The organism is Fulvivirga imtechensis AK7, from assembly GCF_000331535.1.
Lineage (GTDB): Bacteria > Bacteroidota > Bacteroidia > Cytophagales > Cyclobacteriaceae > Fulvivirga > Fulvivirga imtechensis.
In genome coordinates this window covers 14,108-28,341 of sequence record NZ_AMZN01000002.1, presented here as the reverse complement: position 1 = coordinate 28,341, position 14,234 = coordinate 14,108, and the positions used below count along the sequence as shown (strand labels likewise).

The following is a 14,234-nucleotide window of genomic DNA, read 5'->3' as shown; positions in this document are numbered from 1 at the left end:
TCCCAAATGATAAGCGAGAGACAGATCAGGATTTGGTGTCCGGACAAATAGGTCAGCTCAGTCCAAGTATCCTTCTATTCAGTTGGTCGTTAGACTCTCCTCCTGCAAAATCATCAAAGGCTTTTTTGGTGACCTCAATTATATGGCTTTGGATAAACGGGGCCCCTTCTCTTGCTCCCTGCTCCGGTGATTTGATACAGCACTCCCACTCCATCACAGCCCATCCATCATAGCCATACTGCGATAATTTGCTAAAGATGCCTGTAAAATCGACCTGGCCATCACCTAAAGATCGGAACCTGCCCGGCCTGTCTGCCCAAGACTGATATCCTCCGTAAACACCACTGCGTCCTGTGGGATTGTATTCTGCATCTTTAACATGGAACATCCTGATGTATTCATGATAAATATCTATGAATTCCAGGTAATCCATCTGCTGTAGAATAAAATGGCTCGGGTCAAATAAAAGCTTTGCCCTATTATGATTTGCCGTTGCCTCAAGAAACCTTTCAAAGGTGACCCCATCATGAATGTCTTCCCCGGCATGCACTTCATAACACAGATCAACACCACATTCCTCAAATACATCCAGAATAGGCATCCAGCGTCTGGCCAATTCCTTGAAAGCTTCTTCCACCAGTCCGGCCGGTCTCTGCGGCCAGGGATAAACAAATGGCCATGCGAGCGCTCCCGGGAAAGTAGCGTGTACCTTTAAACCAAGATTCTGACTGGCTTTTGCAGCCATTTTTATCTGATCAACGGCCCATTTCTGTCGCTCAGCCGGATGACCATGCAACTCTTTAGGCGCGAAGGTGTCAAACATAGTATCAAAAGAAGGGTGTACAGCCACCAACTGCCCCTGCAGGTGAGTTGAAAGCTCCGTTACTGACATACCATGTTGCTCTACCGTACCCTTGATCTCATCAGTATATGTTTTGCTTTCAGCGGCTTTTTTCAGGTCGAAGCACCGTTTATCCCATGTGGGGATCTGAACACCCTTATAGCCCAATTGCGAGGCCCACTTACAAATATTATCAAGTGTGTTAAAAGGTGGTTGATCATCTAAAAATTGAGCCAGAAATACCGCCGGTCCTTTGATAGTCTTCATGTGTATTTTTTAGTATTGAGATATTAAGTATTGAGTATTGAGTAGAAAAGCCTGAAGATCGAAGTCGGAAGTCCGAAGTTATATTACTTCACAAGCCTTGACCTTAACGCTTTCTTAAAGCCACTTAGAGTTTTCTTAGAGACACTACCTATCAGTCTTTGTAATCTCCATCGATTAGCTGATTAATTGTTTAGCAGCTTAAAGCTTGTGGCTTCCTTGCCTACTGCTTTTGTCAACTGCCGATTATTCATTATTCTTCTACTCAATACACAATTTATTAAAAATTTAAACTTCATTAACTGATCCAACTGTCCAATGAATTATATTTCTACCCATTGGTTGCCTTTTTCTGAAGATTCGACTACTTTATCGATAAACTTCATTCCCATCACACCATCGTCCACCCCCGGGTAATCATAGATATTATAGTCTATCGTTTTGCTATCCATTTTAGCCCTGATGTCGAAAGCAAAGTTTCTGTAGATATTAGCAAAAGCCTCCAGATAGCCCTCCGGATGCCCCGAGGGTAGTCTGGCATTCATCCGGGCGGCTTCCGAGAGATAGGCATTATTGACACCTGCTCGCAAAATATCTTTGGGTTTATCCACCCACTTCACCTGCAGGCTATTGGGGTCTGTATGATTCCATTCCAGTCCGCCTTTTTCTCCATAAATGCGGAGTTTGAGGTTATTTTCCTCACCGGCCGCCACCTGGGTTGCGATAAGCACACCTGAAGCACCGTTACCAAACCTGAGGAATACAGCGCCATCATCATCCAAAGCACGACCATCTACTACTTTATTCAGGTCTGCGCATATTTTATTGATATTCGCTCCGGCAACATACTCAGCCAGGTGAGCCGCATGAGTACCTATGTCACCCATACAACCACTCTTCCCCGAGCGGGAGGGGTCTGTACGCCAGGCGGCCTGCTTTTGTCCCTCTGCTTCAATATTTTCGGAAAGCCAGCCTTGAGGATATTCCACATATATTTTTCTTATAGCTCCGAGTTTTCCTTCTTTCACCCATTGACGCGCTTCCTTGATCATGGGATAGCCGCTGTAGGTATGTGTCAAACCAAACAACAGGCCGGTTTTCCCTACCAACTGCTTTAGCTCAATCGCTTCCGAAAGAGAAAAACACATGGGTTTATCGGCTATTACATGAAATCCATGTTCCAATGCCATCTTTGCCGGACCAAAATGCAGATGATTTGGTGTGACAATTGAAATAAAATCCATCCTCTCGCCTGCTGGCAGTTGGCCTTCTTTGGTGATCATTTCTTCCCAGCTACTATACACTCTGTCAGACTGTAGATATAGCGCTTCACCGGTTTTTTTTGATTTTTCGGGGTCGCTGCTAAAGGCGCCGCATACCAATTCTATTTCCTGATCCAGGGCCGCGGCCTTGCGGTGAACAGCGCCTATAAAGGCATCTATCCCACCACCTACCATTCCCATTTTTAGTCTTCTCTGGCTAGTCATATTATCTTAAAAAACAATAAAAAAATTCCCGTTCTGAAACATATATTTCAGATTCACATGGAGGTGAATATAAAGATAATGATCGACTTAAAAAATGTAATTTCTGATGCAAACGTTTGCGGTCAATGTTGAATTTGCACATTTTAAAATTAAAGGTTAATATACCTCATCAAAACCTGATGACTCACGGAATATCCTGCAAAAACTGCTGACTTTTTTCACTGGTTGAGAGCTGCTTATAGGTTTAAAAATCGACCAGGGGTATTTACGGGAGGTCAATAAAAACAAAATGCTCATGAACAAAATGATACTTCCGCGCCTCAGCGCGATGATGTTTTTACAGTTTTTCGTTTGGGGTGCCTGGTACGTTACGATTGGCAACTACATGGCCGCTCATGGAATGGCTGACCTCACCCACTGGCCATATACTGTTAACCCCATAGCAGCTATTATTGCACCTTTCTTCCTGGGCATGATAGCTGATCGTTATTTCGCCACTGAAAAAGTATTGGGCACGCTCCATATCTTAGGAGGTTTGGTGATGTTCTTTGCTCCGCAGGTAACGGAAAATCCAACGCTTTTCATTAGCATGCTGCTTTTGTATAACCTGTGTTATATGCCTACACTAGGGCTGTCCAATTCGCTGGCGTTCCATAATATTACTGATCAGGAAAGACAATTTCCTGTGGTGCGTGTTTTTGGTACACTGGGTTGGATAATTGCCGGCCTGTTTATAAGTTATGTATTGGTCAATTTCGTATCTGAAGGATTGCCCGATACTACATCATTACCACTTTACACTACCGCCTTTTCCAGTATTTTGCTGGGACTTTACAGTTTCTCTTTACCGCATACACCACCTCCTGCTGCAGGAGAAAAGACTTCAGTAAGGAGTATATTAGGAATTGATGCTTTCAATCAGTTGAAAAGCAAACCCTTCATTATCTTCATTATCAGCTCATTTTTAATCAGCATTCCATTGGCAGCTTACTACAATTTTGCTCCCATATTTGTTAACTATGCTGGTTTTGAGAGACCTGCAGCCACTATGTCTTTGGGGCAGGCATCAGAAGTAATTTTCATGTTGCTGATGCCGCTATTATTTGTACGCCTGGGGGTTAAAAAGATGTTGCTCTTCGGAATGGGCGCCTGGGTGCTGCGCTATGTATTGTTTGCAATGGCCGCTCCCGAAAGTATTTTCTGGATGATCGTTACCGGAGTGGTGCTTCACGGCATCTGCTACGACTTCTTCTTTGTCACAGGACAGGTATATGTCGATAAGAAATCGACTGCCAAGATCCGTGGGCAGGCGCAGGGATTCCTGGTATTTATTACCTATGGCGTGGGTATGCTTATTGGCGCCCAGATAGCCGGGGTAGTATATAATAGCTTTCTGGCCGATGCAGAGGCGCTGACACCTGAAAAATGGCATAACTTCTGGCTGATCCCTGGTGTATTTGCAGGATTGGTCATGTTGTTCTTTGGCTTATTATTTAAAGACAAAGTGCAGACGAAGGATGTGGAACAGGATGATCTTGGATCCAACGTGGAAGTGAAGTAGCCGTACGAAAATATTTGATCTAAAGCCTCAGATTGTGTAAGATTCCGGGGGTTTTTTCTGATGAGAAAAGTAGATGGCAGTCGGCAGAAGCAATTGGCAAACATGGACAGGTGAAAGGCATGAAGGATAAATAGAGATTGCTACATGTGATTTTTTATAGCTCAGGTTCTTACTTTTTGTCTCTTAAGAAACAATTTCTATTTATAAATAGCACCATTAAAAGAACAGAAGTCTCAAGGGACTAAGCGTGTTTCTTGTCAGAAGGGCGTGCAGGCCTGCCAAAATACCGGGTCAGCGTCTGGCCAAATGCGGTTGAAGGATTATTTTGGCGAGCCTTTTGCCTTCTTTTTGACGACTGAAAAAGAGGGAGCCCGCCCGGCTCTAGGGCACGGGAAAGCTATAGAAAAACGCAACACTCAGGGATTATTTGTTGAAAATTAGCTATGAGCTACCGTCTGTTTTCCCCATATAGAGACTTGCATTTTCACAATGCTAATACTTGAAATAAAAAGTAAGCAAGCCCCAAAGGGATTCCCAAGGGAAAATTTAAGGCTGTGATCAAAAGACGCCTTTTGGTCTAAAACAATTATCAAGAATGCCTTATACCCTTGTCTTGATAAAAAACAAAAGAGGCTGCATCAAGTTTTAACTTTGACACAGCCTCTTCTTTAAATTACTACCTTTTTCAGGCATTTACATATTCTGTAACATCATGAGCAAACAACATGATCCTTGATATCGATCCGTCTCTGCTCCTGATTGGCGCATAGTTCTCTTTCATGAATTTAGTCTGTCCGGCTTTAGTAATTCGCTTATATTCATTTTGCTTCATAACACCCGAAGACAGGTCTCTCCAGAATTGCTTATACTCTTCGGAGGCTTTGTCTTCTTTGGTTACGAATATACGATGATGCTCGCCCAGGAGTTCCTCTTTGGTATATCCGAACATATCCAGGAAGTTCCGGTTTACATTCACTATCTTACCATCTGGGTCGAATTCCACTGTTGCCACAGACTGATTAATGGCTTCCATGGCATTTTCTGCTTCAGCCTGCCCGCGCTGCATCTCTTCCTGAGTAGCCTGAAGCTCTTCCATGTTCTGCCTCATCTCTTCTTCCTGAGACCTCATCTGTTCGGTCATCTCCTGCGACTCCTCGAGCAGTTTTTGTGTTTTAGCATTGATCTTCACTGAAGAAACGGTAGAGGCGATGCTTTCCGCCATTTTTTCTACAAACTCTACCTCATGCTCTGCAAATGGCTTGAAAGAAGCGATTTCCACTACTCCGTAGATCTCCTCATTGACCTTCAAAGGCACTATGAGGATACTCTTAGGGTTTGAATCACCAAGTCCTGATGTGATCCTTATGTAGTTATCAGGTACTTCTGTAAGATAAATGGTGTCCATTTCCTGCCATACCTGTCCTGCAAGTCCCTCACCTCTAAACACCTGCTGATTGATATACTTTTTCTTATCCCAGGCGTAGCAGGCGGTAAGGGTCATAAAAGGTTCATCGCCCTCGTTCTCTTCAATGATATACAGCCCTCCCTGGTTGGCTCCCATGTATTTTACCAGGTTGCGAATGATATCATCGCTAAGTTTCTCGATATTGTCGTTGTTCTTACGCAGGATGTCTCCAAATTTTGCCAAGCCTTCTGTTGACCAGTTTCTTTTCTTATCTTCTTCTGCAACACGTGCCAGGTTGCTTCTCATTTCAAGCAATGCATTACCCAGCACATCATGATCACTCAGTGGCTTAAACTCTGAATCATACTTACCTTTACCAATATTCTCCGCAAAGAATGTAGTTGATCTGAGGCCATGAATAAGGCTATCCATGGCTGCTGCCATTTCGCCAATTTCATCGTTGTTAAATTTACGACCGCTATCATCCACCAGCTCTCCTTTACCAAGTTTGACGACAACATCTTTTATGTAATTGATAGGTCGTGTGATAGATCGCGCCATAAAGAAAGCACTCAGCAATCCTAGAATAACGATGATCACACCCAGCACAATGGTAATATTCCTAAGTTGATCCGCTGCTGTTTTCAGGTCTGCATCCGACTCCTCGGTGATCATCTGCTGTACTTCCGCCACCTTGGTAAGGTTTTCTATTACCGATGCTGTCAGCGGGATCACCTGACTTTCAATGGCATCTTCAGCAAGCAGTTTTGTGAGGGGATCCTCATAATTTTCAAAAGTGACCAGTTGGGTCATAACTACTTCCTGCTCCACTTTCATCAGCTTTTCGAATTCGGCAAAGGCAGAATCCATCAGCACCTTTTGGCTGTCTACTTCCCAGGACTTCATTAAATTAGTGACTCGCTCTTTCAATTCCGGGTACTCAAATTCATGAAGATCCTTCAGCGCCTCTTTATCATCAGTATTACTTTGCAGGTATACCCAGTTGGTAACGAGCATTTTTGATCGCGTAACCAGGAGTATAAAATCATTGATAGCCTCTTTTGAAGGCCTGATGATCTCAGATGACCGGTTAACTACCTGATCGATTAGGTTACCGTTATAAAAAATAATAGAGGCATTAACAATAAAGAGAATAATAAGGATGAGAAAACCACCAAAAATCTTATTCCCTATCTTAAACTTCATTTTTCGCATATAGCTGAATCTGTGGGTTAAATACTATTTAATTTTTCAAATAATTATTGCTAATCTCGACAGTTCCGTAGATACTTTCAGATCCGCTCTTTCCATGGCCGATTTGTTGAGCTCAAAGGCTAACTTGCCCCCCCGGATAACAAAATTGATATTGCTACCTTCAAGACCCAGGCCTTCTTCTTCTGTGATTACCAGCGTATTGGCTGCTCCTACTTTATCCAGTAAAGGTTTCAGTTGGCTGCCAGCTTCTTTGGCTACAAACACAATTTCGCTGTTACTAACCTGGTCAATATTGCCAAATTTTCTGATCACAATGGTGCGATTACCCGCTTTCTTGACCTCTGCCATCTTTTCTAGGTGCGGAATAACCGGGGAATCGCCTAAAACGCCAATTACAAAATCATCTGAAGTATCCCCACCGGGCCACTGCACATACCTTATGAAACTATATATGTATACAGAATGTAGCTGATAATTTTGCGCATAAGTAGCTGATCCTAAAATAACTATAGCAAGAACAAAAAATAGCTTTCTCATGAGCCGAAAGGATTAAAGCACAACTTCCTAACTTGTAAAATAAACTTCATTTTATTTTAATTTCAAAAAATAACTCCAAAATAGCAATTTTCTAAAGTAAATACATCAAGACGTAGGGTCAAAGTAAAAATGTTTTTTTGTCATTGATCAGACAATACAGTTGAGATTTTATTAAAAACTGAAACTTTAATATAGCAAATCAGTTTGTAATAATTGTTAGTAATGGTCATTGTTATGAAATTTTTCAACTTTACATCCTTTACACTGGCGCTTGCTTTTATTTTGGGCATGACATCGTGCATCAACGGGCAAGAGATAAGCAAAAAAGAACATAAAAATATGAAAGGTAAAATAGTAAAGTCAGAAAGTGAGTGGAAAGAGGAACTCACTCCTGAAGAGTATCACATACTGAGAGAAAAGGGAACTGAAAGGGCATTTACCGGCAAGTATTGGGATAACCATGATGAGGGCGTTTACTATTGTGCAGCATGCCATCAGAAGCTGTTTCTTTCTAAAACAAAATTCGAATCGGGTAGCGGCTGGCCAAGTTTCTATGAACCGATAGACGATGACAATGTAGAGGTAAAAAAAGACACCAGCTATGGAATGGTCCGCGAGGAAGTAGTCTGCTCCAAATGCGGTGGTCACTTAGGGCATGTTTTTCCTGATGGCCCGGAACCAACAGGATTAAGGTATTGTATTAACTCTGCTTCACTGAACTTTGAAAAAAAATAAGGGCTGATCATTCGCCTCTGTCTGAACCTTTAACATCAGGGATAACCCATAGATGGCTATACCAATGCCACTCACCAGCCAGGGAGGGCGCCGTGAGGGTATAAAGCGTTCTTCTGTGCTTCAGCAGGTCTGTGGCCCTTAGTTTAACTGTTAACGGATCACTACTCAGCACCTCCACAGAGCATTTCCCATACTGCACAAAACACTGAAGCTGTCCGGCTCTTATGCTGTCATTTTTGAAAGTCACTTCAAGAACAGGTGGATTTTGATCACCCAATAAAACAGCCTCCGGTTTCACCGAGAACACCTTCAGTGGCTTCATCTTTACTTTCTCAGCAAATCCTGCGGCATAGGAATCTGACATTGGGAACCGGGGAATAGCAAATTGATCTCCACCGGTGAACATCACCCCACTATTTTGAGCCACGGCAGCATCAAATCCTAATTCGGAAAGTATACCTTTCATTTCAGGATCATATTCACCATATGGGTATGCAAATATCCGGGGTGCCAACCCCAGATGCTCTTTCATCAGGTCTTGGGCTCTAACCACATCCTCTCTAAATATTCGCCCTCTCTCCTGTTCAGGATAATTCAGAAAATAAGCATGAGAATGGCTGTGATTGCCGATCTCGATCCCCTCACCTTGCAGTTCTTTCAATTCCTTCCAGTTAAGGTAGTCATAGGAGCCAACTGTTTCGGTATTGATAAAAAGGGTGGCTGGCATCTTAAACTCCTGTAATAGTGGCATAGCTCCACTTTGAAAGCTTTTGTAGCCATCATCAATAGTGATTACCGCCACTTTCTTTTTATTCTCGCCCCGTTTCAGATAAGCAAGTGCATCTGACAGAGTCATCACCGAATAATTATTAGACTGCAAAAACTCCAGGTGCTTACGGAACTCTGCTATGCCGATATTTGTGGAGGGAAACCGGTCGTCACCAAAGCGGTGGTATACAAAGAGCACTACTGACCTGTCTCCCAAAAGCTCCTCTTCCATCCGGTTAGTTGTACATGATAAAGAGGAGAAACAAAAAAACAGGGCTATTGCCAAGGCTATCCCTAAGTATACTTTAAAAAGTGATTTTATCATTTTCTCTGTAATAAGAGGGGTCTAATTTTAAAGAGTCGTATTGTGTCAGGTTATTTTTCTTCATCACCTGGCTCAGATCAGCCACGTATTTATACTTCCGTTCAGAATATCTATTAAGGAAATAGATCAATTTATAAGGATCTTCCAGTGTCTGGCGCTGGCTTCTGAACTTAGCATAGGCATTTACTCTGGCCAGGGTTTTAAAGTAATCTTCTATGGAGGCATTAATATCAGGATACTTCCTTACATAAATATCGCCACTTTCTCTCCCCTGCCCAGCTTTGATCCGGCTTTCAGCTTCATTATAAGACCAAATGCCGAATAAGTTGTTGGCCTCTTTAAAAAACCTGGAGCTGCCCCACCCGCTCTCAATAGCCGCCTGAGCCAGTACTATACTGGTCGGGTGTGTGGCCATACGTTGATATAGGTCTTTGGCATTACCGGCATTATATTCCTTTATTTTTTCATTCAAAAATATGCTGTCACCTGCATCCAGGTGTTCCTCATTTTCAATCCTCCAGATAAGGTGCCCTACTCTTGACCGATCCACAGCTATATTATGCTTCACCAGCAAAATGGCCGGTACCATCATCTGAATAAACTTTTTCTTTTTCCTGCTGACCGTCAGTGATCCAAAATCAAAAGCATTGGAGTAAACAATAGGCCTTACCCATTTACCCTGAACAGACACAATATCATTGGCTGATCGAATAACGATGAGGGCCGGCTTTAAAACCGGATCATCACAGCTTACGGTAAGCCCCACCAGCGCTACCACAATAATGCTCCTAAGCTTCCTGCCTGCTCTGCCAAGTACTCTGCTACAATCCATTACTTGAAGATAATGTCTATCACGCATTAATTGTTCTATATTTCTAAAAACATGAGATATGCTCTATATTCGCACTCATAACAAAAATATAAACCGTTGAAGTTCGATATTATTGTAATAGGCGCTGGCATAGTAGGACTAGCCACGGCATTGAAAATCAAGGCCAAAAATCCCGCCCTTAAGTTGCTGCTTATTGATAAAGAAAATAAGCTGGCAGCCCACCAAACCGGTCATAACAGTGGCGTGATTCACTCGGGTTTATATTATAAGCCGGGCAGCTTAAAAGCGACCAACTGTATCAATGGTTACCATCAACTGGTATCATTCTGTGACAAGCATGAGATCCCTTATGAACTATGTGGAAAAATTGTGGTAGCCACCTCTAAAGAGGAAATACCCCTCATGCACAACCTTTATAAACGTGGCCAGGAGAACGGGCTGGAAAACCTTATCTTGCTCAACCAGGAGCAACTAAAAGTATATGAGCCGCATGTGAATGGACTGGAGGGCATTTTCGTCCCTCAGACAGGTATTGTAGATTATAAGCAGGTGGCGGCCAGGTATGCCGAACTTATACAGGAAAAAGAGGGCGCCATACATCTTGGCGAAAAGGTAACAGAGATTAACACCGGAAACCATGAATGCAGCGTAGTAACCAACAAAAGTAGTTATAGCTGCAAACTGGTAGTAAACTGCTCCGGACTCTATTCCGATAAGGTTGCTCAGTTTACTCACCAAAAGCTAAATGTGAAGATCATACCATTCAGGGGAGAGTACTATAAGCTGACTCCTGAAAAAGAATACCTCGTTAAAAATCTCATCTACCCGGTTCCTGATCCGAATTTTCCCTTTCTGGGTGTACACTTCACCCGTATGATCGGAGGTGGCATAGAGGCCGGGCCCAATGCAGTGCTGGCCTTCAGAAGAGAAGGCTATACCAAAAGAGATATCCATTTGGCTGAATTGGGCGAATCGCTTGCCTGGCCTGGTTTTCAGAAGGTAGCTATGAAATATTGGAAAACGGGTATGGGTGAAATGTATCGCTCTTTTTCCAAAGCCGCTTTCACTAAAGCGCTGCAAAAACTTATGCCTGAAATACGAGAGCAGGATCTTTCGCCAGGTGGTGCCGGTGTCAGAGCACAGGCTTGTGATCGAAACGGTGGCCTTATCGATGATTTCCTCATTTTGGAAAATGAGTACGCTGTGAATGTTTGTAATGCTCCGTCACCCGCGGCAACATCATCTCTTTCCATTGGCGACACCGTTTCTGATCTGGCGTTGAAAAGGTTTTGACAAAAACCACAAAAATTGCCGTTGTAAGTTGTTTTTAGCTAATTTTATCCACTTGAGATATTTAAGATCAATATATTGAATCGATAAAAACAAAGCATGCTCACTACAAACGAACTTGCAAGGTATCAAAGACATCTGACCCTACCTGGATTTGGAAAAGCAGGACAGGAAAAGCTCAAGTCAGCACAAGTATTGGTGGTGGGTTCGGGTGGACTGGGTAGCCCTGTACTGTTATATTTGGCTGCTGCCGGTGTAGGCACTATCGGCATAGTGGATTTTGACCAGGTAGACGAAACAAACCTTCAGAGACAGGTTTTATTCCGGCAGCAGGATATTGGAATATCAAAAGCTATTCTGGCCCGGCAGCGCATCAAGGAGTTGAATCCTTATATTAATGTTGAAGTATACGAGGAGCGTCTTACCTCGGAAAATGCGCTTGAAATTATTGAACACTATGACCTGGTGATCGATGGTACAGACAATTTTCCCACCCGCTATCTTATTAATGATGCCTGCGTGATATCGGATAAGCCATACATTTATGGCTCCATTTTCAGGTTTGAAGGCCAGGTGGCGGTTTTCAATTATAAAGGTGGCGCCACCTACCGGGATCTTTATCCGGAGCCTCCGGAGCCAGACTCAGTACCAAATTGTGCCGAAGGTGGAGTAATTGGAGTACTCCCCGGAATTATCGGTTGTATGCAAGCTAATGAGGCAATAAAAGTACTGACTGAAACAGGGCAACCGCTGGCCGGTAGGCTGTTGATATTTGATGCACTTGTCATGGAAACCCGGACTATAAGTATACCAAAAAATAAAAATCTACCTAAAATTGATAAACTCATCGACTATGAAGAGTTTTGTTCAGGACCTCAAACAACTATAAAAATGAAAGAAATAACCGTACAAGAGCTAAAGGCAATGCAGGATTCAGGTGAAAACTTCCAACTGCTGGATGTGCGTGAGCCTCATGAATATGATATTGCCAATCTGAATGGAGAATTGATACCGATGCAGCAGGTACCAGAGGCAGGCGACAAGATAGCCAGAGATAAAAAGGTAGTTGTGCACTGCAGAAGTGGAGCGAGAAGCGCACAGGCCATTAAATTTTGGGAAAGTAAGCATGGCCTGGATAACTTGTACAACCTTAAAGGAGGTATACTGGCGTGGGCCAGAGAAATAGATCCTGAAATGGCGCAATACTAAAACATGGGCGGAAAGTCTATAGGCATCATTGGCATGGGCTGGGTAGGCAGTAGTGTTGCTATTTCTGTCCTTTACTCAGGTATTGCTAATGAACTACTGCTTTATGACATCAAAACAGGGATTGCAGAGGGTGAAGCAATGGATCTTAGCCATGGTTCTTCGTTTTATCCTACTGCTCGTGTGGCAGCCACCACTGTAGAGGAAATGATGCGTACTGATGCAATAGTAGTTGCTGCAGGACGTGGGGGAAAGCCAGGGGAAACAAGGCTACAACTCCTCAATGAAAACGTTCTAATTGCAAAAAACATTGCTGAAAAACTTAGGGGCTACGAGGGGATTATTATTGTAGTCTCCAACCCTGTGGATGTACTGACTTACTTTATTCAAAAATTTTCGGGGCTGCCCACCTCCAGAGTAATTGGCACCGGCACTATGCTCGATACAGCCAGGCTAAAAGAGATTTTAGGCCAATCGCTATTGCTGGACCCCCGAAGCATACATGCCCAGGTAATCGGTGAACATGGAGACTCAGAAGTAGTGCTCTGGTCAAGCGCCATGGTGGGTGGTATGAACCTGCGCAACTGGAAAGGATGGGTACGGGAAAAAGAACTTGTCATTTCCGAACGTGTAAGAACGGCCGCGCAGGAGATCATCAAACGTAAGGGCGCCACCAATCATGCTATTGGCCTTGTTACTGCTACACTGATCAAATGGATGCTGCGTGGGGAAAGGAGAATTATCAATGTCTCGCGTGTTCAGGAGGGCGCAATGGGGTACATGGATGTGGCCATCTCGCTTCCCACCATAGTGGGTATTGATGGCGCAACGGAGGTACTGATACCCAATATGTCTGACGAGGAGCATGAGAAATTCCATAAGTCTGTAGAAGTCATCAAAAAGGCCATTGTCTCTGTGAAGTATTAAATTCTTGCCAATTAAACAATAATCCACTCCGCCTTTCCCCAACTTGCTGACAGCTATAATCAAAGCATAAACTTCTCTCAAAACGAGTAAATATCTACACGATTTATGAGGAAGTGCGTTCCTCAACACCCTAATCCTCTGCTTTTAAATGACATACGTGGCATTGGCATGATATTTAACCCCAGAAAATGAGTGTAAAAGAAAAGTGTCATGAAAAAATCTACCTTGTTAAAATCAATAAAAAATTGCGTACAGGCCTGTGAAAACCTGGCAACCATGTGTTCACATTCAGCAGATTTTAAAATGTGCAAAGATTGTTTAAGCCGCGCAATAGACTGTGCTGATTCGGGAATGATCCTGATCATGAAGCTGGCCGAAGATGATGACCAGCTACACCGAAACCTTGTTAAACAATATATATCCTATTGTAAAACCTGTGCTGCTGTATGCAGTAAGTATCACAATGTGATAGCCGAAAAAGCATTCCACGAATGTAACGCCAGCATCAAAGCGTGTGAGCAATATGTATCAGAGCATGTTCATTGTAATCAATATGCTTTTATACCTAACTCACCGGCTTTTTTAGTTGGAGAAAAATTAGTGAGTTTCTAACATTGACCGTTTGCTTTATTACGAAAAGAGGCTGTCAAAAGTCAGTCGTCATTCCAAACGTGATTCGGGATCCCCTGGAAATGAGCAGAAACCTAAACAGGGGATCCTGAATCCAGTTCAGGATGACGTCAGAAGGCGACTTTTGAAACAGCCTCTTTTGAATTACATTCCATATCGAGGGTCGAGGGTCAAGGGTTAAGCCTTATGCTATAAGCAAGCAGAACATTTG

The 14,234-nt window shown here is 43.1% G+C and carries 12 protein-coding genes; 6 read left to right on the top strand and 6 right to left on the bottom strand.

All coding sequences use genetic code 11. The features are described from left to right. Positions 1-52: 52 nt before the first annotated feature. Positions 53-1,108, bottom strand: a complete 1,056-nt coding sequence (locus C900_RS00565) for a sugar phosphate isomerase/epimerase family protein (protein WP_009577559.1) — start codon at positions 1,106-1,108, stop codon at positions 53-55. Between the two features lie 320 nt (positions 1,109-1,428). Continuing rightward, positions 1,429-2,568: a Gfo/Idh/MocA family protein gene (locus C900_RS00560; protein WP_009577557.1), complete on the bottom strand. Its 1,140-nt coding sequence runs from the start codon at positions 2,566-2,568 to the stop codon at positions 1,429-1,431. Positions 2,569-2,887: 319 nt separating this feature from the next. Here C900_RS00560 and C900_RS00555 point away from each other — a divergent pair, with 319 nt between their 5' ends. Continuing rightward, positions 2,888-4,153 (top strand): MFS transporter, encoded by a 1,266-nt coding sequence (locus C900_RS00555; protein WP_040495058.1) that lies wholly within the window; start codon positions 2,888-2,890, stop codon positions 4,151-4,153. Positions 4,154-4,838: 685 nt separating this feature from the next. Here the strand turns inward: C900_RS00555 and C900_RS00550 are convergent. Both C900_RS00550 and C900_RS00545 read right to left on the bottom strand, forming a co-directional pair. Beyond that, positions 4,839-6,764, bottom strand: coding sequence for a PAS domain S-box protein (locus tag C900_RS00550; protein ID WP_245558383.1), 1,926 nt, complete (start codon positions 6,762-6,764; stop codon positions 4,839-4,841). Between the two features lie 45 nt (positions 6,765-6,809). Next, entirely contained in the window at positions 6,810-7,310 is a 501-nt protein-coding gene (locus C900_RS00545) for a YfiR family protein (RefSeq protein WP_040495056.1), read from the bottom strand. Positions 7,311-7,544: 234 nt separating this feature from the next. Between C900_RS00545 and msrB the strand changes: the two genes are divergently transcribed. Beyond that, positions 7,545-8,045: a peptide-methionine (R)-S-oxide reductase MsrB gene (msrB, locus tag C900_RS00540; protein WP_221408098.1), complete on the top strand. Its 501-nt coding sequence runs from the start codon at positions 7,545-7,547 to the stop codon at positions 8,043-8,045. 7 nt (positions 8,046-8,052) lie between these two features. Here msrB and C900_RS00535 read toward each other — a convergent pair whose 3' ends face one another. Together C900_RS00535 and C900_RS00530 are read right to left on the bottom strand one after the other, a co-directional pair. Next, positions 8,053-9,045 carry a polysaccharide deacetylase family protein gene (locus tag C900_RS00535; protein WP_009577551.1) on the bottom strand — a complete coding sequence of 331 codons (993 nt, stop codon included), beginning with the start codon at positions 9,043-9,045 and terminating at the stop codon, positions 8,053-8,055. 73 nt (positions 9,046-9,118) lie between these two features. Further along, positions 9,119-9,997, bottom strand: a complete 879-nt coding sequence (locus tag C900_RS00530; RefSeq protein WP_051052740.1) for a glucosaminidase domain-containing protein — start codon at positions 9,995-9,997, stop codon at positions 9,119-9,121. A gap of 69 nt (positions 9,998-10,066) precedes the next feature. Here C900_RS00530 and lhgO point away from each other — a divergent pair, with 69 nt between their 5' ends. The 4 genes from lhgO (at position 10,067) to C900_RS00510 (ending at position 14,005) form a co-directional block, all read left to right on the top strand. Further along, on the top strand, positions 10,067-11,263 hold the full coding sequence (gene lhgO / locus C900_RS00525; protein ID WP_009577549.1) for an L-2-hydroxyglutarate oxidase: 1,197 nt from the start codon (positions 10,067-10,069) through the stop codon (positions 11,261-11,263). 96 nt (positions 11,264-11,359) lie between these two features. Continuing rightward, positions 11,360-12,469, top strand: coding sequence for a molybdopterin-synthase adenylyltransferase MoeB (gene moeB / locus C900_RS00520; RefSeq protein WP_009577548.1), 1,110 nt, complete (start codon positions 11,360-11,362; stop codon positions 12,467-12,469). Between the two features lie 3 nt (positions 12,470-12,472). Next, entirely contained in the window at positions 12,473-13,393 is a 921-nt protein-coding gene (locus C900_RS00515; protein WP_009577547.1) for an L-lactate dehydrogenase, read from the top strand. Positions 13,394-13,603: 210 nt separating this feature from the next. Next, a complete protein-coding gene (locus tag C900_RS00510; RefSeq protein WP_040495054.1) occupies positions 13,604-14,005 on the top strand; it encodes a four-helix bundle copper-binding protein in 402 nt (133 codons plus the stop codon). Positions 14,006-14,234 lie beyond the last annotated feature (229 nt).

Coding starts and splice junctions, on each gene's coding strand:
- C900_RS00565 (WP_009577559.1), bottom strand. CDS start 1,108: ATGAAGACTATCAAAGGACCGGCGGTATTTCTGGCTCAATTTTTAGAT.
- C900_RS00560 (WP_009577557.1), bottom strand. CDS start 2,568: ATGGGAATGGTAGGTGGTGGGATAGATGCCTTTATAGGCGCTGTTCAC.
- C900_RS00555 (WP_040495058.1), top strand. CDS start 2,888: ATGAACAAAATGATACTTCCGCGCCTCAGCGCGATGATGTTTTTACAG.
- C900_RS00550 (WP_245558383.1), bottom strand. CDS start 6,764: ATGAAGTTTAAGATAGGGAATAAGATTTTTGGTGGTTTTCTCATCCTT.
- C900_RS00545 (WP_040495056.1), bottom strand. CDS start 7,310: ATGAGAAAGCTATTTTTTGTTCTTGCTATAGTTATTTTAGGATCAGCT.
- msrB (WP_221408098.1), top strand. CDS start 7,545: ATGAAATTTTTCAACTTTACATCCTTTACACTGGCGCTTGCTTTTATT.
- C900_RS00535 (WP_009577551.1), bottom strand. CDS start 9,045: ATGGAAGAGGAGCTTTTGGGAGACAGGTCAGTAGTGCTCTTTGTATAC.
- C900_RS00530 (WP_051052740.1), bottom strand. CDS start 9,997: ATGCGTGATAGACATTATCTTCAAGTAATGGATTGTAGCAGAGTACTT.
- moeB (WP_009577548.1), top strand. CDS start 11,360: ATGCTCACTACAAACGAACTTGCAAGGTATCAAAGACATCTGACCCTA.
- C900_RS00515 (WP_009577547.1), top strand. CDS start 12,473: ATGGGCGGAAAGTCTATAGGCATCATTGGCATGGGCTGGGTAGGCAGT.
- C900_RS00510 (WP_040495054.1), top strand. CDS start 13,604: ATGAAAAAATCTACCTTGTTAAAATCAATAAAAAATTGCGTACAGGCC.